The 21,820-nt window shown below is 39.3% G+C and carries 19 protein-coding genes; 6 read left to right on the top strand and 13 right to left on the bottom strand.

All coding sequences use genetic code 11. The features are described 5' to 3' along the window. Nucleotides 1-9 precede the first annotated feature (9 nt). From QM928_RS05600 to lctO, 3 genes are all read right to left on the bottom strand, one after another. Complete coding sequence (locus QM928_RS05600) at nt 10-381, bottom strand: cupredoxin domain-containing protein (protein ID WP_075232216.1); 372 nt, start codon at nt 379-381, stop codon at nt 10-12. Between the two features lie 10 nt (nt 382-391). Next, on the bottom strand, nt 392-787 hold the full coding sequence (locus tag QM928_RS05595; RefSeq protein WP_075232217.1) for a CopY/TcrY family copper transport repressor: 396 nt from the start codon (nt 785-787) through the stop codon (nt 392-394). A gap of 272 nt (nt 788-1,059) precedes the next feature. After that, on the bottom strand, nt 1,060-2,196 hold the full coding sequence (lctO, locus tag QM928_RS05590; RefSeq protein WP_075232218.1) for an L-lactate oxidase: 1,137 nt from the start codon (nt 2,194-2,196) through the stop codon (nt 1,060-1,062). Nucleotides 2,197-2,413: 217 nt separating this feature from the next. Here lctO and QM928_RS05585 point away from each other — a divergent pair, with 217 nt between their 5' ends. Genes QM928_RS05585 through QM928_RS05570 form a run of 4 tightly spaced genes read left to right on the top strand, consistent with a single transcriptional unit; the run spans nt 2,414 to nt 5,375 of the window. Beyond that, complete coding sequence (locus tag QM928_RS05585) at nt 2,414-3,094, top strand: amino acid ABC transporter permease (protein WP_000384100.1); 681 nt, start codon at nt 2,414-2,416, stop codon at nt 3,092-3,094. Next, nucleotides 3,054-3,731, top strand: coding sequence for an amino acid ABC transporter permease (locus QM928_RS05580; RefSeq protein WP_414294687.1), 678 nt, complete (start codon nt 3,054-3,056; stop codon nt 3,729-3,731). The genes QM928_RS05585 and QM928_RS05580 overlap by 41 nt, the downstream gene beginning before the upstream one ends. Continuing rightward, a complete protein-coding gene (locus QM928_RS05575; protein ID WP_004252334.1) occupies nt 3,732-4,490 on the top strand; it encodes an amino acid ABC transporter ATP-binding protein in 759 nt (252 codons plus the stop codon). Between the two features lie 18 nt (nt 4,491-4,508). Continuing rightward, complete coding sequence (locus tag QM928_RS05570) at nt 4,509-5,375, top strand: cysteine ABC transporter substrate-binding protein (protein WP_414294688.1); 867 nt, start codon at nt 4,509-4,511, stop codon at nt 5,373-5,375. 67 nt (nt 5,376-5,442) lie between these two features. On the opposite strand, the gene QM928_RS05565 is transcribed toward QM928_RS05570, so the two are convergent. Genes QM928_RS05565 through QM928_RS05555 form a run of 3 tightly spaced genes read right to left on the bottom strand, consistent with a single transcriptional unit; the run spans nt 5,443 to nt 10,889 of the window. Continuing rightward, nucleotides 5,443-9,480 carry a G5 domain-containing protein gene (locus QM928_RS05565; protein WP_414294689.1) on the bottom strand — a complete coding sequence of 1,346 codons (4,038 nt, stop codon included), beginning with the start codon at nt 9,478-9,480 and terminating at the stop codon, nt 5,443-5,445. Nucleotides 9,481-9,527: 47 nt separating this feature from the next. Further along, nucleotides 9,528-9,959: a hypothetical protein gene (locus tag QM928_RS05560; protein WP_414294690.1), complete on the bottom strand. Its 432-nt coding sequence runs from the start codon at nt 9,957-9,959 to the stop codon at nt 9,528-9,530. Between the two features lie 18 nt (nt 9,960-9,977). Continuing rightward, complete coding sequence (locus QM928_RS05555) at nt 9,978-10,889, bottom strand: hypothetical protein (RefSeq protein WP_281334806.1); 912 nt, start codon at nt 10,887-10,889, stop codon at nt 9,978-9,980. Nucleotides 10,890-10,985: 96 nt separating this feature from the next. Between QM928_RS05555 and QM928_RS05550 the strand changes: the two genes are divergently transcribed. Beyond that, complete coding sequence (locus QM928_RS05550) at nt 10,986-11,222, top strand: helix-turn-helix domain-containing protein (RefSeq protein WP_414315281.1); 237 nt, start codon at nt 10,986-10,988, stop codon at nt 11,220-11,222. 209 nt (nt 11,223-11,431) lie between these two features. Beyond that, nucleotides 11,432-12,780, top strand: a protein-coding gene (locus tag QM928_RS05545) for an IS3 family transposase (RefSeq protein ID WP_148131554.1) whose coding sequence is annotated in 2 segments (ribosomal slippage) — nt 11,432-11,873 and nt 11,873-12,780 — 1,350 coding nt in all. Because the reading frame shifts where the segments join, the coding sequence is not laid out codon by codon here. 96 nt (nt 12,781-12,876) lie between these two features. Here QM928_RS05545 and pyrE read toward each other — a convergent pair. The 7 genes from pyrE to QM928_RS05510 form a co-directional block, all read right to left on the bottom strand. Further along, nucleotides 12,877-13,509 (bottom strand): orotate phosphoribosyltransferase, encoded by a 633-nt coding sequence (gene pyrE / locus QM928_RS05540; RefSeq protein WP_281334807.1) that lies wholly within the window; start codon nt 13,507-13,509, stop codon nt 12,877-12,879. 38 nt (nt 13,510-13,547) lie between these two features. Continuing rightward, nucleotides 13,548-14,249 carry an orotidine-5'-phosphate decarboxylase gene (pyrF, locus tag QM928_RS05535; RefSeq protein WP_075232222.1) on the bottom strand — a complete coding sequence of 234 codons (702 nt, stop codon included), beginning with the start codon at nt 14,247-14,249 and terminating at the stop codon, nt 13,548-13,550. Nucleotides 14,250-14,505: 256 nt separating this feature from the next. Continuing rightward, nucleotides 14,506-15,708: an FtsQ-type POTRA domain-containing protein gene (locus QM928_RS05530; protein WP_414294691.1), complete on the bottom strand. Its 1,203-nt coding sequence runs from the start codon at nt 15,706-15,708 to the stop codon at nt 14,506-14,508. 9 nt (nt 15,709-15,717) lie between these two features. Next, complete coding sequence (locus tag QM928_RS05525; RefSeq protein ID WP_414294692.1) at nt 15,718-16,776, bottom strand: UDP-N-acetylglucosamine--N-acetylmuramyl-(pentapeptide) pyrophosphoryl-undecaprenol N-acetylglucosamine transferase; 1,059 nt, start codon at nt 16,774-16,776, stop codon at nt 15,718-15,720. Nucleotide 16,777: 1 nt separating this feature from the next. Next, the gene (gene murD, locus QM928_RS05520) at nt 16,778-18,130 is read right to left on the bottom strand and encodes a UDP-N-acetylmuramoyl-L-alanine--D-glutamate ligase (RefSeq protein ID WP_414294693.1); all 1,353 of its coding nucleotides are present in this window, start codon (nt 18,128-18,130) and stop codon (nt 16,778-16,780) included. A gap of 95 nt (nt 18,131-18,225) precedes the next feature. Beyond that, a complete protein-coding gene (locus QM928_RS05515; RefSeq protein WP_414294694.1) occupies nt 18,226-20,931 on the bottom strand; it encodes an FtsX-like permease family protein in 2,706 nt (901 codons plus the stop codon). A gap of 1 nt (nt 20,932) precedes the next feature. Further along, on the bottom strand, nt 20,933-21,634 hold the full coding sequence (locus QM928_RS05510; RefSeq protein ID WP_414294695.1) for an ABC transporter ATP-binding protein: 702 nt from the start codon (nt 21,632-21,634) through the stop codon (nt 20,933-20,935). Between the last annotated feature and the right edge of the window lie 186 nt (nt 21,635-21,820).

Here is a 21,820-nt window from a genome sequence, read left to right as displayed (position 1 = left end):
ATCATTCTCCTATTCTACAATCATCTTACCGTGCATCATATTCATGCCACAAGAGAAACCATACTCACCTGCTTCTTCAGGAGTGATTTCAACCACATATTGGTCTCCCATAGGCAGATTTGCATGCACTCCAAAGTCTGGAAAAACGATTTGGTCCAAGCAAGGTGAAGGATCTTTTCGATCGAAAATAATGCGAGCAGGTTGCGATTTTTTTAGAATAATAGTTCCTGGAGTATATCCCCCCATGACTTCCACTCGAATTTCTTGATAGCCATTCTTTTGTTGAGCTCTCTTACCGTCTTCTTGAGGTTTTTTGAAAAACCAAAAGAGGATAAAAGCAATCAATCCTAGAACAATAATAGATACAAATAGATTTAACATAGCGTCTCCTTTACATACAATTACATCTTACTTCTGTTACAGCACTTGCTTTTTTCTTTGAAATTACTTCTTCCAAGCCTTCCAAGTCAGCTAGGGTAAAGTCACATTCTTCAATCAAATCAGCTAGCAAGAGCTTTATTCTTCGAGAACAAAGCTTGTCTTTGATATCCTGAACCATTAAGCCCTTACTATCATCTAGCGTTAAAAGGGACGAATAGACAAAGGACTTGCCCTGTTTTTCCCGAGTCAAACATTCTTTCTCTACCAGACGGGCTAAGAGTGTCTGGATCGTGGATTTAGACCAGCTAAACCTTTTCTCTAATACTTTTATGAGATCAGTACTAGTCTGTTCTCCCTGCATCCAGATAATCTTCATGACCTGCCATTCTGCATCCGAAATCTGCATCAGCACACCTCCAAAATCTACATTTGTCAATTACAATTATCAGTATACTCTTAAAATCTACATTTGTCAATTATAAAATTCAAATCTTTCTCTTTTTTTATTCTTCATGACAAAAGTGATTAATACTCAATGAAAATCAAAGAGCAAACTAGGAAACTAGCCGCAGTCTGTACTTGAGTACGGCAAGGCGACGTTGACGCGGTTTGAAGAGATTTTCGAAGAGTATAAAACACAAGCAAAAACCTCCACATTAGTGGAGGAAATTTCTTTTATCAATACAATTTTAAGTCACGTGGGTCAACTGGGAAGGTTGGGTTGTATGGATTGTGACGGAGCTTGAAGTGTTTGACATCCTCAATAGTCTGAGTTCCGGATAACTGCATGACTGTCTTCAATTCTGCATTCAAGTGCTCAAATACTTGACGAACACCAACACTACCACCAAGAGCCAAACCATAAATAGCAGGACGCCCAATTGCTACCAAGTCTGCTCCTGAAGCCAAGGCTTTAAAGACATGTTGACCACGACGAATACCAGAGTCAAAGACAATCGGTACACGTTTGTCAACTGCTTCAGCAACTTCTTGAAGTGAGTCAAAGGCGGCTGGGCCACCATCGATTTGACGTCCACCGTGGTTGGTTACCCAGATACCAGATGCACCTGCAGCAAGAGAACGTTCAACATCTTCACGGCATTGGGGACCTTTAACGTAAACGGGTAGGCCTGAGTATTCAGCGATGAATTCTACATCTCGTGGAGACAGGCGTTGTTTAGCTGATTTGTAGACAAAGTCCATTGACTTACCAGCACCTTCAGGTAGATATTCTTCTACGATTGGCATACCAACTGGGAATACAAAGCCATTACGCTTGTCCACCTCACGATTGCCCCCTACAGTAGCATCTGCTGTCAAGACAATCGCTTTATACCTCTCAGCCTTCACACGGTCCATGATATGGCGGTTGATACCGTCATCCTTACTAAAGTAAAATTGGAACCAGTGAGGTGTCCCTTGAAGAGCTTCTGTAATTTCTGGAAGATCTACAGTAGAGTAAGAGCTGGTTGTATAAAGAGAACCAAACTCATGTACACCACGCGCAGTAGCTACTTCACCTTGTTCATTTGCCAATTTATGAGCCGCAACAGGCGCCATAATGATTGGTGAAGACAATTTTTCACCTGCAAATTCAATCTCTGTACTTGGATTTTCCACATCACAAAGCGTATGCGGAACGATGAGTTTGTGGTTAAAGGCACGGATGTTCTCCCGTAAAGTAAAGGTATCTTCTGCTCCACTAGCGATATAGCCAAATGCTGCTTTAGGAATAACTTGTTGCGCCATGGGCTCTAAATCATAGGTATTGATGAAATCTACATGACCTTCTGCATTGCTTGTTTTATATGACATAAAATATCCTCCTTAATAAGTAAGCGCTTACTTTGTATATTACAAAAACATCTTAACTCTTTTTTCAAAACTTTTCAAATATTTTGTTTGGAAATTTCAGAAATTTTATGTCTATGATAAAAAATCCTTATAACGGCAATAAAAAATACATATTATCCAAAGCTCTCTTTTAATGCTACAATAACTGTATCATTTTTCTAGATGGGAGGTTCTACTTTTGGATTGGTCCATTGTTGAACAATATCTACCACTCTATCAAAAGGCATTCTTTCTGACCTTGCATATTGCAGTTTGGGGAATTCTAGGTTCTTTTTTGCTGGGGCTCATCGTCAGTGTCATCCGGCATTACCGCCTTCCTGTTTTTTCCCAGTTGGCAACAGCCTATATCGAACTTTCACGAAATACACCCCTTTTGATACAACTTTTCTTTCTCTACTTCGGCCTACCTAGAATAGGGATTGTTCTTTCTTCAGAAGTCTGTGCAACAGTCGGGCTCATCTTTTTAGGTGGTTCCTACATGGCAGAATCCTTCCGAAGCGGGCTAGAAGCAGTCAGTCAAACCCAGCATGAAATCGGTTTAGCCATTGGGCTTACTCCATTTCAGGTTTTTCGCTACGTGGTTCTGCCACAAGCGACAGCGGTTGCTCTACCATCCTTTAGTGCCAATGTTATTTTCCTCATCAAGGAAACATCTGTCTTCTCAGCAGTGGCTTTGGCCGACCTCATGTACGTCGCCAAGGACTTGATTGGGCTCTACTATGAGACAGATATCGCACTAGCCATGTTGGTGGTTGCTTACCTTATCATGCTTCTACCTATTTCACTAGTTTTTAGTTGGATAGAAAGGAGGCTCCGCCATGCAGGATTCGGGAATGCAAGTACTCTTTCAGGGAAATAATCTCCTGAGAATCTTACAGGGATTGGGCGTCACGATTGGGATTTCTATCCTGTCTGTCCTCTTATCCATGATTTTCGGAACGGTGATGGGAATTATCATGACTTCTCATTCTAGAGTGATTCGTTTCTCGACACGTTTTTATCTAGAATTTATCCGGATTATGCCGCAGTTAGTGCTTCTCTTTATCGTTTACTTTGGCTTGGCTCGAAACTTTAATATCAATATCTCTGGTGAGACTTCTGCTATTATCGTTTTCACTCTTTGGGGAACAGCTGAGATGGGAGACTTAGTTCGTGGAGCTATTACTTCTCTCCCAAAACATCAGTTTGAGAGCGGACAAGCGCTTGGTTTAACTAAAGTGCAACTCTACTACCATATCATCATCCCACAAGTCTTGAGAAGGCTTCTACCGCAAGCCATCAACCTTGTCACTCGGATGATTAAAACAACTTCCTTGGTTGTTTTGATTGGAGTTGTTGAGGTTACCAAGGTTGGACAACAAATCATCGATAGCAATCGTTTGACTATCCCAACAGCTTCCTTTTGGATTTATGGAACCATCCTAGTCTTGTATTTCGCAGTTTGCTTCCCTATTTCCAAACTATCTACTCATCTAGAAAAACATTGGAGGAATTAAATGTCTGAAACTATTTTAGAAATCAAGGAACTTAAAAAATCCTTCGGAGACAATCCAATCCTCCAAGGACTTTCCTTAGATATTAAAAAGGGAGAAGTGGTCGTCATCCTAGGACCATCTGGTTGTGGTAAAAGCACGCTACTTCGCTGCCTCAATGGTTTAGAAAGTATTCAAGGAGGAGATATCCTGCTGGATGGCCAGTCCATCGTTGAAAATAAAAAAGATTTTCACCTGGTTCGCCAAAAGATTGGTATGGTCTTTCAAAGTTATGAACTCTTTCCTCACTTGGATGTCCTTCAAAACCTCATCCTAGGCCCTATCAAGGCTCAAGGGAGAGACAAAAAAGAGGTTACTGAAGAAGCTCTACAACTACTGGAACGAGTTGGACTTCTAGACAAAAAACATAGCTTCGCTCGTCAATTATCTGGTGGACAAAAGCAACGGGTTGCGATCGTCCGTGCCCTGCTCATGCATCCAGAAATTATCCTCTTTGACGAAGTAACTGCTTCACTGGATCCAGAAATGGTGCGTGAGGTTCTAGAACTCATCAATGACTTGGCCCAAGAAGGTCGTACCATGATTTTGGTAACCCATGAAATGCAGTTTGCCCAAGCCATTGCGGACCGCATTATCTTTCTAGACCAAGGAAAAATTGCTGAAGAAGGAACTGCTCAAGAATTCTTCACAAATCCACAAACCAAACGAGCACAAGAATTTTTAAACGTCTTTGACTTTAGCCAGTTTGGCTCATATCTATAATCAATAAAGGAGATTATTATGAAACTACTTAAACCAATTCTAACTGTTTTTGCTCTAGCATTTGCGCTTATCTTCGTCACAGCTTGTAGTTCAGGCGGAAGCTCTGATGCTTCATCTGCTAAGGCGACTGCCAAAGCTCGTACTATTGATGAAATTAAGAAAAGTGGTGAACTTCGAATCGCGGTATTTGGAGACAAAAAACCATTTGGTTATGTTGATAATGACGGTTCTTACCAAGGTTACGATATCGAACTAGGGAATCAATTGGCACAAGACCTTGGTGTGAAAGTTAAATACGTTTCTGTTGATGCTGCCAACCGTGCTGAATACTTGATTTCAAACAAGGTTGATATCACCCTAGCTAACTTTACAGTTACTGACGAACGTAAGAAACAAGTTGACTTTGCCCTTCCTTACATGAAAGTTTCTCTCGGTGTTGTGTCACCAAAGACTGGTCTAATTACAGATGTTAAGCAACTTGAAGGCAAAACCTTAATCGTTACAAAAGGAACGACTGCTGAAACTTACTTTGAGAAAAATCACCCAGAAGTAAAACTTCAAAAATATGACCAATATAGCGATGCCTATCAAGCCCTTCTTGATGGACGTGGAGATGCCTTTTCTACTGACAATACTGAAGTCCTAGCTTGGGCGCTTGAAAATAAAGGATTTGAAGTAGGAATTACTTCTCTAGGTAACCCAGATACCATTGCACCAGCAGTTCAAAAAGGTAACCAAGAACTTCTTGACTACATCAATCAAGAAATCGAGAAATTAGGTAAGGAAAACTTCTTCCACAAGGATTATGAAAAAACACTTCACCCAACTTACGGTGATGCTGCTAAAGCAGATGACCTAGTTGTTGAAGGTGGAAAAGTCGACTAAGTTTTAAAAAGAAAAACGAACAAGGCTAGAATTCTGGTAATCAGAATCTTATCTTGTTCGTTTTTATCTAGTCCATCATAGATGCAATTTCCATCATAGCAACAACATTAATTGCTTTACCAGAGGTTAGTGAATGATTAGCAAATCCAAGAGCTACACGGAATTGTACATTCTTGTTTGCTGGGCTATAACCATCTCCCATCATCATAGCTGCATAGTGACTTTTAGAGTGTTTCCATCTAGTATAGAAATTATGAGCTAATGCCTTTTCATTTGTAAGACTCACAATATCCCAAACATCAGTTGCTTCTGCTGCGTTTTCTGTCATTGCATTTGTTTGTTTGTAGAACTCTGGATCATAAGCAGTTGACCAACGAGAACCATCAGGACGTTTATGCTTACCTTCCTTCTTACCTTGATAACGTAAAGATCCATGATCTGCCATTTCATTAGCACGAATATTAGCAACTCGAGTTAATTCGCTATCATCTGCTGCGATTGTTGCAGGAGTCAAGCCTTTACGAGTGCGTTCTTCATTAAGAAGTTCCATGAAGTGTTCATTAAGTTTACGATTATCTATAATCTGTTCAAGCTTGTCAAGTTCTGCTTGAGAAAGGCGTGATGCTTTCCAAACTGAGACAAGTCCCATGTCTCGAGGAAGATCATCTCCGTCATCTGTTTCATCAACAGCCACACGATCTTTATCAGCTTGAGAAAGATTATCGTGTAGATACTTAGCACTGCGGTGATCTTCATTGTTCGGATCTAAACCGTTTTTACCTAAACTCTTAATATCTTTCCATGTGCCATCAATATCATAATTGTCATCACTTGTTGGAACAATGACATCTGTTGGATCAGCGACACGTTTTTTCTTAGTACCATTAAAGGTAATGGTATCAACTGCATCCTTAGTTTCAACTAGCTCACGACTTTTAACAGTTCGTTCACCAGTTTTATTGTTTACTGAAATAACTTTGCGGTAACGTTTGAATCCGTCACGCCCATTTTCAGTACGACTTTCACCCTCAAAAAGGTTAGAGTCATTTTCAGTTCGAGAACCATGAGAAATTGTTTCAGTTTCTTCTTCAGTAACTTCAGACATCAATTTCTTAGTTCCATAATGAACAACTTTTTGTTTTGCTGGAACAGAGTTGATAAGTTCACGACTGATTTCTGTGCGGGTTTGATTTTCATCATTTAGATACTTAACTTTATAAGTTTCTTTACCATTTACAGCATCTTCAACAGTTTCATCACCTTCAAAAAGATTAGAATCTGCTACTCGTTTTTCACCTACAGAAACAATGACTTTATCTTCATTCACATAAGTATAACGTTCTTTTGTTCCCTTAAAGGTAATGGTATCAACTGCATCCTTAGTTTCAACTAGCTCACGACTTTTAACAGTTCTTTCACCGGTTTTGTTGTTTACTGAAATAACTTTGCGGTAACGTTTATAACCGTCACTTCCATCTTCAGTACGAGATTCACCTTCGAAAAGGGTAGCATCATTTTCTGTTCGATAACCATGAGAAATTGTTTCAGTTTCTTCTTCAGTAACTTTAGACATCAATTTCTTAGTTCCATAATGAACAACTTTTTGTTTTGCAGGGACAGTTTTGATTAGTTCACGACTGACTTCTGTACGGTTTTGATTTTCATCATTACTGTACTTAACTTTGTAAGTTTCTTTACCATTTACAGCATCTTCAACAGTTTCATCACCTTCAAAAAGATTAGAATCTGCTACTCGTTTTTCACCTACAGCGGTAATAACTTTGTCTTCGTTAGCATAAGTGTAACGATCTTTGGTTCCAACTTCGACTACTTCATCAACTGCTGGAACAGTTTCAGTATTGACTAGTTCACTCTTAACAAGTTTACCATCTTCATAGTAGTCTTTGTAGTTTTCGATAATCTCACCGTTTTTACCTTTAGTTTTAACAACTCGTTGATCAGAGAAAAGCTTGTCACTTTTAACTTCTACAGTCTTGAAGTTTTCTCCAGCTTTACGCTCAACTCGAGTTTTGTTTTCTGTCAAAACTTTATGTGTTCCAACTCGAACAACTTCTTTAACAGGTTTGACCTCATCACTTTTCACTACAGATGAACGACCATTTCCGTAAACAATTGTAGTTTCTGTATAAGAACCTTTTTGACCCTTAGTTTCTACTACACGTTTCCCTTCATTTAGTGTCTCATCTTTAACTTCTTCAGTTTCGTAATTTACTTCAACTGTTCGAGAAGTGCGGCTTGTTTCAACATTTTCACCGGTTCCGATTTCAACAATTTCATAAACTGCAGGAACTTCATTTTCTCGTTTTTCATCACGAGAAACTTCTTTTCCATCTGGAGTAGTGACAACAATAGTTACAAGTTCATAAGAACCATCCTTGCCAACTTGAATTACTTTTTTCTCGCCTTTTGGAAGGTCTGGATTTGTGCTGCTAGTAACTTTATGTTCAACTTTGTGAGTTTCTCGAGTTACTGTTTCAAGATTTTTCTTAGAAACTTTTGTTCCTACATGAACAACTCTGTTTTTTGCATCTTTTTGAGTAGAAGAAACAAGAGTACGACCAATTTCTACACCATCTTCAAGTGTTACAGTATAGACTTCAAGTTTTTCACCAGATTGACCAGCTCTCACTTCTTTTTCTACTCCAGCATCTAAGTTTTCATCTGGAACGTATTCTGTACCAGGAAGAATAGGAGTACGAACTACCTCTTCTTTTGTAGTACGAACTACTTCTTTAGAAGTTTTAGCACCAACATGGATAACTTTATCAACTGCAGGAATTGTTTGAGTTCCTGTTGCTACACGACTAACTTCTACACCATTTTCAATGGTAATTGTGTAAGTTGTTTCTGTTTTTCCTGCAACACCTTCTTGAACAACTTGAGTTTCACCAACATTAAGATTTGCATCTGGGACATGTTGGACTCCAGGTTCAATTACAGAAATTTCTACTTCAGTTCGAGTAGTTACAACTTTTTTAACTTCAGGCTGAGCTGGAATGGCTGGCTGAGCTTCTACAGCTGGTTTTCCATCTTCTGCTGGTTTAGCAAGCACTTCTGGTTTTGCTGGAGTAGCAGGTTTAATAACTTCTTCAGTTGTTTTTTCACCAACTACAGTATTAGTTTTACCAGTTTCAACTTGTTCTTTGTTTCCTGGTAAAGTTGCTTGGTTATTACCTTCAACCTTATCTTTTTTCTCTTCTAAAGTTTTTTCTTCTTTAGTTGGAGTACCAGTTGTTTGGTCTTTGTTTTCTGGAACAGTTGGAGTTGTAACTTTAGTTTCAACTTCTTTTTTCTCTTCCTTCTTATCTAAGACCTTATCTTTTTCCGGCTTAGCTTCAGGTAATTTTTCTTGAACTTCAGGAGTTCCTTTTTCGCTAATTACCAACTCAGGTAGTTTAGGCTGAACTTCAGGAGTGCCTTTTTCGCTAATTACCAACTCAGGTAGTTTAGGCTGAACTTCTGGTGTTCCTTTGTCACTAACTACCAATTCTGGTAGCTCTTGTTGAACAGCTGAAATACCTTTGTCATCTGTAACTACAAGTGATGGAAGTTCTGGTCGAACAACCAGCTTCCCTTTTTCTAATGTCGTTTTTTCTACCTCAACTTTTTTAGTTAAGCTATCAGATTTTTCCAGTATTTTATTATCTTTATTACCTACCTCTTGTCTAGAAACTTGCTTAACTGCTTCTTCACCCTCATTTGTTACCTGTGACTTAAGCTTTTCCTCTACCTTCGTTATTTCTGATAATTTTTCATATGATTTATCGAGAGATTTAATCGAATCTTCAACACCAACTTCTTTAGTAGCTACAAATACTTTGGACAATTCCTCTTTGGCATCTACTTTAGGTAGGAAACTCTTCTCTGTTTCTTTAATAGTATCCGTTGTTGAGTATTCTTTTTCTTTTGAAGAAGAATCTGAAACAGTAACACTTTCAGATTGTCCTTGGTTTTGACTCGATTGATTTTGCAACACAACAGTTCCAGCTGAAATTCCTAAAAGTGCGACAATTGCTGCTGAGATTACCCAACCTCTTCTACCTTTTTTCAAAGTCTTTTTTTCGTTAGTATTTTGTCTATCCATCTTTATTTTCCTGACTTTTCAATGATTCTCTCTTTAACATACCTACACTATCTAATATATTTTTTAGAAAAACGATAATTTCGAACAGTACCTATAATACCTCCTATGCTGCATGTAAATAAAATCAGAATAAAAATGGAAAAGCTATCGCCAATTACTTTAATACTATATAGATAATTAAAAATTAAAAATAAAGGTAGCGAAATCGGCAGTATAGTACAGCTCACAGCAGCTCGTCTCATTTCTTTGGTCTCTCCACTCATAAACCAAGTCAAAGGCAAAAATCGCATCCAGTTTAAATATTCTTTCTGTTGGATTTTTTCTTCAAACAAATGAGTAAATAAAGTATAAAACGGCAATGCAACATAGTAAGTTGCTTTGACTAAAAAGTACATTACAGTTATAAAAATGGCAAAACCCCACCACATATCTCTATCTGTTTGATCAATATCACTTTCATATTTCGGTTTTCCAAACATCTTATTTCTCCTAATCTATTATTTCATTAAATTTGTAAATGTATTAATTGTTGTCATTTTGTTATTGTAATCAACTTTTCTTTGTAATTCTTGAAACTGATAATTTAATTGCTCTGTCCTTATCAAATCTTCATACATATTTTGCGCTTGTCCTAGGTCATAGGCTCTACCTTGATCAATTACATTAACCATATAAGCAAAAGCATCAAAATGAATATCTAATCCTGCTTGTTGCCTTGCATAAACAAATGGGATACTATTCAATTTCTCTATACAATAGTTTCTAGCTTGAGCAACTTCATCCTTATGTTCTTTTACTTGATTTGCTATTGGTTTTTCATGCTTCACTCGTTGATAAGCAAAATAAATTGGAGACCATAGCAGAACCCATGCTCCCACCCAAAGGGAGTATTCAAAAGGTTTACTTAAGATTCCTAAACCAGAACTAGAAAATTCACCAAGTCTATCCATATAGGCAACTAAGAACAATGAACCTAAAATTCTGAAAATCCATCCCAAAACACTTAATTTCAGGTTGATAAGAGAAACATGTTTTCCATCTACTATATAAAAATACTTAGTCAGGTCTTCTACTCTTTTAGACCAAATAGCAGCTTCAACTATTAAGTTTCTACTCCGTTTAGGCTCTTCTATTGTCGAAAGATATTCTTGTAAAACAGTCTGGTATGATTGCGGATTAGCGATAGGATAATATTCATATTTTTTGCCTTCTGCAGTAATGACATCAAGTGAATGGTATGTCCCATTATCAAAAACTTCAGACCAATGTTTATTTGGTAACCGCCCTTTTACATAAGCTTCCCAAATAGTCCATTCATCAAACAAATCTGACTTATATTCATCCGGAATAATTCCTAAAAAATAATCTAACTCATTCTCCTCTTGAGAAATAATATCACTCTTATTCATCTATAACTCTCCTTTCCTAGTTATTTTATCATATTATGGATATATACACAATATGAAGTCAGATACTTTTTTCTTATAATTAAATAAAAGGAGTTGATGACGATAATCAGTTTTAACCCACTCTGGGCTACAATGAAGAAAAAAGAAATTTCTCAATATAAGTTATTAAAATCCGGAGTTGATAACAAAACTCTTGACAGCTTAAAGAAAAACAAAAACATAACTTTACTAACTCTAGAAAAGCTATGTCTCATTTTAGATTGTCTTCCAAATGATATCGTTGAATTTATCGAAGAAACTCCCGATTCAAATATTAGTAACACATTTATCTAGTTCTAATATTTATTCTTGTATTGGAACATTTACTTAATCTACCTTCTATGACATTGTTCACAGTATAAATCCAATAATCAGAACAAAAACTCAATTTGACTAGAAACTTCGAAAAACATTTCCACAATAAAACGCATCATATCAAGCTTTTCTGAACTGCACCCCAAAAGTTAGACAGAAAAAAATCTAACTTTTGGGGTGTTTTTATTATGAAATTAACTTATGATGATAAAGTTCAGGTCTATGAACTTAGAAAACAAGGATATAGCTTAGAGAAGCTTTCAAATAAATTTGGGATAAATAATTCTAATATTAGGTACATGATTAAATTGATTGATCGTTACGGAATAGAGTTCGTCAAAAAAGGAAAAAATCGTTACTATTCTCCTGATTTAAAACAAGAAATGATTAATAAAGTCTTACATGAAGGCTGGACTAAAGATAGAGTTTCTCTTGAATACGGGCTCCCAAGTCGTACGATACTTCTTAATTGGCTAGCACAATACAAGAAAAACGGGTATACTATTGTTGAGAAAACAAGAGGGAGAGTACCTAAAATGGGACGTAAGCCAAAAAAGAGACCTGAAGAGAGAACAGAATTAGAACGTCTTCAAGCAGAAAATGAGTATCTGAGAGCGGAGAATGCCGTCCTAAAAAAGTTAAGAGAACTCCGATTGAAGGAGGAAAAAGAGAAAGAAGAAAGACAGAAATTGTTCAAGAATTAATGACCGAGTTTTCGTTAGATATTCTTCTAAAAGCCATTAAACTAGCTCGTTCGACCTACTACTATCACTTGAAACAGCTAGATAAACCAGATAAGGACCAAGAGCTTAAAGCGAAAATTCAATCCATTTTTATCGAACATAAGGGAAATTATGGTTATCGTCGGATTCATTTAGAACTAAGAAATCGTGGTTATCTGGTAAATCATAAAAGAGTTCAACGCTTGATGAAAGTACTCAATTTACAAGCTAAAATGCGACAGAAACGAAAATATTCTTCTCATAAAGGAGACGTTGGCAAGAAGGCAGAGAATCTCATTCAACGTCAATTTGAAGGCTCTAAAACAATGGAAAAGTGTTACACAGATGTGACAGAATTTGCCATTCCAGCAAGTACCCAAAAGCTTTACTTATCACCAGTTTTAGATGGCTTTAATAGCGAAATTATCGCCTATAATCTTTCAACTTCACCCAACTTAGAACAAGTAAAAACAATGTTGGAACAGGCATTCACAGAGAAGCACTACGAGAATACGATTCTCCATAGTGATCAAGGCTGGCAATATCAACACGATTCTTATCATCAGTTTCTAGAGGGTAAGGGAATTCAAGCATCCATGTCGCGTAAGGGTAACAGCCCAGACAATGGTATGATGGAGTCCTTCTTTGGGATTCTGAAATCGGAGATGTTTTATGGTTATGAGAAGTCATTTCAGTCGCTTAAGCAATTGGAACAAGCTATTGTAAACTATATTGATTATTACAACAACAAACGAATTAAGGTAAAACTAAAAGGACTCAGTCCTGTGCAATACAGAACTAAATCCTTTGAATAAATTAATTGTCTAACTTTTTGGGGTCAGTACATTCTACACCTGATATGATGCGTTTTTATATTATGAAAGTCTCTTTCTCAAAACTCTTTGATTTTTCTACACTTCTTGCCAATTTTCCTGGTCTTCTTTAAATCGTTTTAAAAGGTCAAGTCCTTCTGGTGTGATGTAGCCTTCTTCTTGGGCTAGGTGAATTAGCTCACTATAGTTTGAAAGAGTCACCAGTTTGACACCAGCATCCGCAAAGTTCTTATCTGCTTTTGCTAGTTGATAGCTGAAGATAGCTACAACACCCAGAACATCTGCTCCTTCACGCTTGGCAGCAGCCACGGCCTCAAGAACTGACCCACCAGTTGAAATCAAATCTTCAACAACGACCATTTTTTGCCCTTGGGCTACACGGCCTTCAATTTGGTTGCCTGCTCCGTGATCTTTTGGTTTGCTACGAATATAAGCAAATGGCAGATTCATCTTATCAGCGATGATGGCTCCGTGTGGAATCCCTGCTGTCGCAGTTCCTGCAATCACTTCTACTTCAGGAAAGGCTTCTTTGATAGCTTCCACAAAACCATTTTCAATCAAGTTGCGTGTTTCTGGGTATGCAAGCGTTACACGGTTGTCCGTATAAATCGGTGACTTAATGCCTGATGCCCATGTGAAGGGCTCTTCTGGTTTGAGGTAAACAGCCTGAATTTTCAATAGATGGCTGGCAATATCTTTAGCAAGTGTCATGGTGTGCTCCTTTTTATAGCGTTAAATGAATCTTCTTTTTAAACCCAATCTTGTGTCCATTCTTCTTTGATGGCATGGTAGGCTGCGACTGGATCAGCTGCTTGCGTAATCGGACGGCCAACTACGATGTAGTCACTGCCAATCTGGTAAGCTTGTCCTGGGGTTACTACCCGTTTTTGATCTCCTGCTTCTGTCCCTCTTGGGCGAATCCCTGGTGTCAGACAGATAAAGTCTTCATGAGTTGCTTGTTTGATGAGCTTGGCTTCTTGAGCCGAGCAAACGACTCCATCTAGACCAGCTTCAGCTGTTTTCTGGGCATAGTGGATAACCGACTCTTGGAGGCTAGTTTGGATATTTTGACACTCCTGCATTTGTTCTTCCGAGGTTGAGGTTAATTGGGTCACCGCTATGAGAATCCCCTTGTCTCCCAATCCTTCACGCGCTGCCTGCATCATCTCAACCCCACCTGCTGCCTGCACATTGGTCATGTCAACTCCCAGGTTGGATAAGATTTTCATGGTTGATTTGACTGTATTGGGAATATCATGCAGTTTGAGATCCAAAAAGACACTATGTCCTAATGACTTCAAATAACGGACAACTTCAGGTCCTACAGCATAGTAGATTTCCATTCCTACTTTGACATAGAGCTTTTCCTCTGCTGGAAATAGGGCTAAGAACTCCTTGGCTTCTTCAAAACTTGGAAAATCCAGAGCTATGACTGGGCGACTTTCACGCATGCGTTTCTCCTCTTATCTTTCTTATCAGCCCAGCTTCCGTCAAAGAGACTACAAAAAAGGAACCTGCCAACAGCAAGGTTCCACGAAAAATGGGTAGAATCCACCCTTTCACCGTTTAACCTTAGCTGCCTCTCTGGACTACTTTAAAGGTTTTTTACTATTCTATTATTTAAAGCGGGACTTGTCAAGTAAAAACTAGTATCCGAAGAACTTTAAAGCCAAGACTCACAATCAAGCCGATAGAATGTTCTCAAGTTTATCGACTCTGTGATTGTTGAGTGGTTTGGTTTTGATTACCCTGTTCCTCTTGTTTTTTCTTTTCTTCCTCCTGCTTTTTCTTCTCCTCTTCTTTAGCCTTGATTCTTTCTTCCTCAAGCGCCTTATCCGCCAAACTATAACTATAGATCCCAACTTCCATATCAATACCACTTGGTACTGTCAACTGAGGTTTAATCTTACTATAGTAAGGCAATTTTTTACCTAGTTCTGATAGAGGAACCAAAACTTCATCCGTATCATACATGGTAATCTTGAGCAGATCACTGGTTACACTAGTTGGAGCCAATTCAATCGTTTTGATCGCTTGCTTAATCTCTGGGCTGATTTCAGCCAGTTGTTCAATCAAGGTTTTGACTTGCTGCTCATCGTTAAAGAGTACAGACATATAGGTTTCTGGAAGACTGACTAGACTAACCGGACTGGTTTCCACCGTCCCACTAGAAAGAATCGGATAATGGTCCTCTCCAGAAACATAATAGGCTACAATCCCGTATTCCTTGACCTGGATGGTGAAATTAGTTGGGAATTGATAGTGAATGCTAGCAGATTCAATCCAGTGATTGGACTTAATCATCTCAGCATGTTTGTCTTTATTGAGAAGTAGACTAAAGGTATAGTCACTATCACGAATCCCTGAAGCCTCTTTGATTTGATCTACATTGGTCTCTACTGTCCCAGTGACTTCTATGTTTTTCAGAGTTGAGTATGGCGTCAAGAGATAGATCGAAAAGACCAAGAAAAGCAAACTCGGGATTAGAATCGTAACAGCACGCCAGATATGAACTCTAGGAATAGAAGGCTTGGTAGCCTTTTTCTTGGTTTTAACCTTCTTTTCTTCTACCTTTTCTACTTTTGCAGCTTCTGATTCTTCGGCCTGGTCTTCCACTTGTTCTGCTTCAGCTGCTTCCTCTGTATTTTCGGATATATCTGACTCTTGCTCTTCTTTGGTTTCTTCAGCCTTTTTGCGCAGATACTCTAGGTTTTTCTTCTGCCACTCTGATAAGCTAGTTTCTACATCAGAAGTTGTTGAAACTTCCTTTTTGCCTGAATCTCTCTTGGCTTCTTCTTTAGCTAAGTTGGCCTCTTCTTCAGCCTTTTTTCGAAGATATTCTTGATTTCGTTTTTGCCACTCTGACAATTCCTTGCCTTGCGTTGGCTCTTGTTTCTTATCCTTTGACATCGATTTTCCTTATGATAGATCTTTTTTTAGTAGCGCATAAAAATCCGCCACAGATTTTAATTCATGAGAATTCTTCATCGTGTTCTGGTAGTCTTCTTTGTGGGTCAAAAGCTTGCTTACTTTTTCTTCTAAAGTAGACAAGGTCAAATCGCCCTCTTGCAACTCCTCAGCATAGCCTTTCTTCACAAAATAGGCTGCATTTTCAATCTGGTCTCCACGACTAGCTTCACGACCCAGTGGTACAATGACGTGCAATTTAGCCATAGCAAGGAGTTCAAAAATCGTATTGGCACCACCACGAGTGATGACCACATCAGCCATATTCATGAGTGGTTGATAGAGTTCAGTCACGTAGTCAACACGGTAGAGGTTTGAACTTAGTTCATTTAAGCTAGCATCCCCTGTTAGGTTGATGATATTATAACGACTAGTCAGCTCTTCCTTATGATCTGTAACTAATTGGTTAAAGACACGTGCTCCAGCAGAGCCCCCAACAAAGAGAAGGGTTGGTAGTTTGCTATCAAAATATGTTCTGATGTCCACCATTTTCTCAGGCTCTTCAATAACAGGACCAGAAACTTTTGTAACGGCTCCTACATGCTCGACCTTAGTGAGACTAGACGCTTGTTCAAATGTAGAATACATCTTGGTCGCAAACTTATAGGCGATTTTATTGGCCAATCCCATAGAGAGGTCAGACTCGTGGATAAAGACTGGTACTCTGCATACTCGCGCTGCAATAACAGGCGGAACAGATACAAATCCACCCTTAGAAAAGAGGGCTTGTGGACGAACTCGAAGCATGATAAAGAGCGATTGAAGAATTCCAAAAGCAACCTTAAAGACGTCAACCATGTTTTGCCATGAGAAATAACGACGCAATTTCCCAGTTGCAATAGAATGGAAGGTGACATCTAAACCTGACTTGAGAATTTCATGATGCTCAATTCCGTTTTTGTCACCAATATAGTGGACTTCCCAGCCATCTTCGATGAACTTAGGCATTAACAAAAGGTTGAGGGTAACGTGTCCAACCGTTCCCCCACCTGTAAATACTATTTTTTTCATATTATCCCTTTAATTCCGCTACAGTGTCGATGAAAAGATCTCCACGCACTTCAAAGTTGGCATACATATCCCAGCTTGCATTGGCAGGACTGAGGAGAACAACATCTCCCTCTTCCGCAAGTTCATAAGCCTTTCGAGTTGCGTCAGCAATATCTGTTGCATCCACATAAGCCACACCAGCCTTGTCCGCTGCACGTTTGACACGCTCTGCAGACTGACCAAGGATGACCATTTTCTTGAGTCCAGTAATATCAGGAACCAATTCGTCAAACTCATTGCCACGATCCAGTCCGCCGGCAATCAAGATGACCTTACTATTGTCAAATCCAGACAAGGCTTTTTGAGTTGCCAAGATATTGGTTGACTTACTATCGTTGTAGAATTTCACTCCATTGATTTGGTCTACAAATTGGAGACGGTGTTTGACACCGCCAAAGGCTGACAAGGTTTCCTTGATGATTTCATTGTCCACAACACGAAGTTTAGCTACAGCAATGGTTGCAAGAGCGTTTTCCACATTGTGGCTACCAGGAACACCGATCTCATCAGCTGCCATGACTTTTTCACCACGGAAGTAAAGAAGACCATCTTCAAGATAAGCACCGTCAACCTTTTCAAGTGTTGAGAACGGTACTACAGTCGCATTTGTCTTTGTCGCAAGTTCTTTAGCTAGTTCCTGGTTGAAGTTCAATACTAAGTAATCAGCCGCTGTCATATTGCTTTGGATATTCCACTTGGCTGCCACATAGTCCTCAAACGAACCATGATAGTCAATATGCGTTGGCATCAGGTTGGTAATAACAGCAATTTCAGGATGGAATTCCTGAATTCCCATTAATTGGAAAGAAGAAAGTTCCATGACAAGGGTGTCCTTATCTGTCGCAGTTTGAGCCACTTGACTAGCAGGATAACCAATGTTACCTGATAAAAGCCCATTTTGTCCTGCAGCAGTCAGAACTTCACCAATCATGGTTGTGGTCGTTGTCTTACCATTTGAACCAGTAATACCAACAATCGGTGCATCAGAAATCAAGTAGGCCAACTCAACCTCTGTCAAAACTGGAATGCCTTTTTCTAGCGCTTTTTCAATCATAGGATTGCTATAAGGAATTCCTGGGTTTTTCACCATGAGGGCAAAATCTTCATCCAATAATTCCAAAGGATGTCCACCAGTGACAACCTTGATGCCTTCTTCCAAAAGACTTTGCGCAGCTGGATTTTCCTCAAAGGGCTTGCCATCATTCACCGTTACGATGGCTCCTAGCTTGTCCAAGAGACGAGCTGCAGATTCACCAGATTTGGCCAAACCGAGGACTAATACTTTCTTATTTTCAAATTGATCAATTCGTTTCATATCTAGAACTCCATTTCTACTCTTACTATTTTACCATTTTTATGAAAATAAAAAAGCCACAAAGGGCTTTCTTATTTGTTTTTGTCCTCTACCAATTATTCTACAGACTTGAGGGCTTCTAGCATATCCACCTTTCGGAGATAATGATTGACAAAAACTCCTAGGATGGTCAAAATGACACTGACAGCTAGAACTGGAATGAGATAAACTTCCCAGCCGACCTTTGGTTGAAAACGGAAGGTACCGGGTGCGATCATCTGAATGAGAAATTGATGGAGATAAAAGCCTGATACCAATCCTACAATCATTCCAATTAGTGACAATAGGATGGTTTCCCGATAGATGTAAAGGGTCACTTCTTTGTTATGAAAACCAAGAACCTTGATGGTTGAGAGTTCCCGAATCCGTTCAGCAACATTGATATTGGTCAAATTATAGAGAATCACAATGGCTAATAGCACCGATACCAGCACCAAAATCGCCATGGTGTGATTCAGAGAATTGGCAAAACTCTCAAAGAGCTGAATGGTGGAGGCGTTTTGAACGAGGCCACTGACAGCAGCTAGATCCATAAATTCTCCTGCGACGGTTTCAGTATTTCCTTCACTTTTATCCTTGAGTTGGACCAGATAGGTGTTCATCTTGGGAGCTTGACCATAAATTTTCTCATAGGTCTCCTGATTCATATAAACAAAATGGCCTACATAGTGCTCGGTAATAGCTCCTACTTTAAAGTTTTTCCCATCTATTGTAAAGTTGTCACCAAGGGAAACTCCTGCCAACTGGGCTAATTTTTCAGTCAGAACAAGTCCGTTAGATAAGCTCAGTTTTTCCCCATTTCTTTCTAGGACGACAAAGGGAGCCAGGTCATCTTGATCCGTTACCATCATGGTCACGGTTTGAACACCAGCCTTGCCAGCATACTTTTCCTCAACCTGTTTGGAAGAAATTAAACGATAGTTTTCAACTTCATCACTCTGCAATTTTTCTTCTAGCTTTGCCTTATCAGAATCTGAAGCTCTAGAATTGACAGAGAGAACCATCTGGTATTGTTGCAGATCATTAAACTGCCTGTCAGCTACTCCTACAACAGAGGATTGAATACCAAGCCCTGCAAAGAGGAGGGCTACTGAACCTGCAACCCCAAAAATGGTCATCAGCATGCGTTGTTTGTAACGGAAAATGTTGCGGGCAGTTACCTTTTGGGTAAAGCTCAAATGAGACCAGATAAAGGTTATCCGCTCCAAGAGAATCTTGGAACCTTTGACTGGTGGCTTGGGTAGTAATAATTGCGCTGCTTCTTCATGCAACTCTCTGCGAGATACAAGGTAGGCTGGTAGAACACTAGCCACTAAGCTTAGTCCCAAAGCCAAGCAACTATAAGTCCAATAGAAATACTGCTGACTCTCACCAACGATCATTCGCTCAGTGATGATATGCGAGATTGTGGGTGCCAAGATGTAATGTCCAATCAGAATTCCTAGAAGGGTTCCAAGAGTTCCAGCAACCAAGCCATAAATCACAAACTTAGCAATGATGTCTTTGCTATGGTAGCCTAAGGCCTTAAAGATACCAGCATTAGTTCTTTCTTCGTCTACAAAACGGGTCATAGTAGTAAAGGTAACCATGGCTGCAACGGCATAGAGAACAACTGGAAAGATATTGCCAACAGCCCGAATACTCATGGCCGAGTTACTATACATGAGATAACCTTGACCAGTAGGAGAACTCTTGCGATTGTAGACATGATAGCTTGGCTCTGTCAGAGCATTGACTTCATCCTGACTGGTCTGCCATTTAGCCTTTTCCTTAGTAAGATCTGTTTCGGCTTGGCTTAGTTTTTCCTTTTCCTGCTTCAGTTGTTCCTTAGCTTCTCCTAACTGACTAGATGCTTGACTTTTGTAGGGTTCTGGTAGTTGGATCACTTGATTTTCTTGAGCTTGTAAACGCGTTCCGATTTCTTGCAGGCGTTTCTTACCCGCTGTCAAGTTGGTCTCTGCCTCGTCTAGTTGTTTCTTGCCCTCATCAAGGGACTCTTGGGCATCCTTCTTCATTTTCTCTAGCCGCGCTTGTCCATTATCAGCAACTAGTTCCTTTAAAGTCTCCTCTTCTTCCTCTAGCTTCTTTTCGTAATCACTAGAGAAAGGATTGACATCTGTTAGGCTAGCAAAACGCAAGCGGGCAATCGTGTATACAGAGCTCTTAAAATTTTCTTTAGTTACGACAGCGTAAGCTGCTAGATTCCCATTACCACTGGCTGAACTCCCCATATCCGTTTTTGAAAAAATATCTGGAGAGTGGACAAAGCCTGTAATGGTATAACTATCCCGCTTTAATTGAGAATTACTGCCATTCTTTTGACTCAAATGAATGACTTGACCAATCTGATAGCGATCTTTCCAAAAATCCGCCAAGGCTAGTTCATCTTCTTTCTCAGGCAAACGACCTTCCGTTACTTGAAATTTTGAAATCTTATCAGTATTTGAAAAGATTCGTATGGCATCTTCACTATTTGCCAGAGTCAAATCTGTCATATAACCAAACTCGACATCTGCTCCTGATAGAGTTTGCAATTCTGCCTGGTCTGCCTGATCTAGACCATAATCTGCTATGACAGTAATATCAGCCAGATTGGCTTTTTGAATATAATCCCATGCTGTTTGCTCCATATTGGGACTGGCTACTTTGAGACCAACCACGGCTAAAGAACCTAACATCATCAGAGTTAGGATGGATAAAAACCGTCCCTTTGAACCTGTGAAAGACTGGAGCAGGTCTTTCCAATATGTCTTTCTTTTCATCTCAATACTCCAAATCATCAATATCCTGTGGTTGAGGATTGAGGTCAACACTCTTGACACTGGCATCATGCATCTGAATCACGCGATCAGCTATGGGAGCTAGCGAAGCATTATGGGTCACGATGATAACGGTGGCTCCTTTTTTACGTGACATATCTTGCAGAATCTTCAGAACCTGCTTACCAGTCTGGTAGTCCAAAGCTCCCGTTGGTTCATCACAAAGGAGAATTTTAGGATTTTTAGCCACAGCTCGAGCAATGGAGACCCGTTGTTGCTCACCACCTGACAACTGAGCTGGAAAGTTATTAAGACGGTGTCCTAATCCTACGTCCTTGAGAACCTGCTCAGGATCCAAGGCATCGGCAACAATTTCTGAAGCTAGCTCGACATTTTCCTTAGCAGTCAAGTTAGAAACCAAGTTGTAAAATTGAAAGACAAAGCCAACGTCATCTCTACGATAGTTAGTTCTCTGATGAGAAGTGAAATTCGAGATATTGGTCCCATCAATCCAGACTTGCCCTTCATCGTTTGTATCCATACCACCAAGAATATTTAAAACTGTTGACTTCCCTGCACCAGATGACCCAAGGATAATGACTAGTTCTCCCTTTTCAATCTCGAAGTTGACATCTCGATTGGCTACGATTTCTGTATCACCAGTATGATACCTCTTATAGCTGTTTTTCATTTCAATATAAGCCATCCTATCTCCTCCTCTTCTCCTATTTTCATCTTTATTATAACTCTTTTGAGGAGAGAAAGAAAGCTTATCCCTGTATACATTAGAGTGATTTTAAGACTCCTTAAAATCGCTGAAAACAAGTCAGTACGGCCTTGCCTTAATCACCTTTGTTTATGAGGCAATTCCCCTAGTTTGCTTTTGATTTTT

The organism is Streptococcus infantis (assembly GCF_047460405.1).
GTDB classification, from domain to species: domain Bacteria; phylum Bacillota; class Bacilli; order Lactobacillales; family Streptococcaceae; genus Streptococcus; species Streptococcus infantis_Q.
Note: the sequence above shows the minus strand (reverse complement) of the source record. Positions and strands in the feature narration are given on the sequence as shown.

Bases quoted from the DNA above. Each gene is read 5' to 3' on its own strand.
- QM928_RS05600 (WP_075232216.1), bottom strand. From the start codon at position 381: ATGTTAAATCTATTTGTATCTATTATTGTTCTAGGATTGATTGCTTTT.
- QM928_RS05595 (WP_075232217.1), bottom strand. From the start codon at position 787: ATGCAGATTTCGGATGCAGAATGGCAGGTCATGAAGATTATCTGGATG.
- lctO (WP_075232218.1), bottom strand. From the start codon at position 2,196: ATGTCATATAAAACAAGCAATGCAGAAGGTCATGTAGATTTCATCAAT.
- QM928_RS05580 (WP_414294687.1), top strand. From the start codon at position 3,054: ATGCAGGATTCGGGAATGCAAGTACTCTTTCAGGGAAATAATCTCCTG.
- QM928_RS05575 (WP_004252334.1), top strand. From the start codon at position 3,732: ATGTCTGAAACTATTTTAGAAATCAAGGAACTTAAAAAATCCTTCGGA.
- QM928_RS05570 (WP_414294688.1), top strand. From the start codon at position 4,509: ATGAAACTACTTAAACCAATTCTAACTGTTTTTGCTCTAGCATTTGCG.
- QM928_RS05565 (WP_414294689.1), bottom strand. From the start codon at position 9,480: ATGGATAGACAAAATACTAACGAAAAAAAGACTTTGAAAAAAGGTAGA.
- QM928_RS05560 (WP_414294690.1), bottom strand. From the start codon at position 9,959: ATGTTTGGAAAACCGAAATATGAAAGTGATATTGATCAAACAGATAGA.
- QM928_RS05555 (WP_281334806.1), bottom strand. From the start codon at position 10,889: ATGAATAAGAGTGATATTATTTCTCAAGAGGAGAATGAGTTAGATTAT.
- QM928_RS05550 (WP_414315281.1), top strand. From the start codon at position 10,986: ATGACGATAATCAGTTTTAACCCACTCTGGGCTACAATGAAGAAAAAA.
- pyrE (WP_281334807.1), bottom strand. From the start codon at position 13,509: ATGACACTTGCTAAAGATATTGCCAGCCATCTATTGAAAATTCAGGCT.
- pyrF (WP_075232222.1), bottom strand. From the start codon at position 14,249: ATGCGTGAAAGTCGCCCAGTCATAGCTCTGGATTTTCCAAGTTTTGAA.
- QM928_RS05530 (WP_414294691.1), bottom strand. From the start codon at position 15,708: ATGTCAAAGGATAAGAAACAAGAGCCAACGCAAGGCAAGGAATTGTCA.
- QM928_RS05525 (WP_414294692.1), bottom strand. From the start codon at position 16,776: ATGAAAAAAATAGTATTTACAGGTGGGGGAACGGTTGGACACGTTACC.
- murD (WP_414294693.1), bottom strand. From the start codon at position 18,130: ATGAAACGAATTGATCAATTTGAAAATAAGAAAGTATTAGTCCTCGGT.
- QM928_RS05515 (WP_414294694.1), bottom strand. From the start codon at position 20,931: ATGAAAAGAAAGACATATTGGAAAGACCTGCTCCAGTCTTTCACAGGT.
- QM928_RS05510 (WP_414294695.1), bottom strand. From the start codon at position 21,634: ATGGCTTATATTGAAATGAAAAACAGCTATAAGAGGTATCATACTGGT.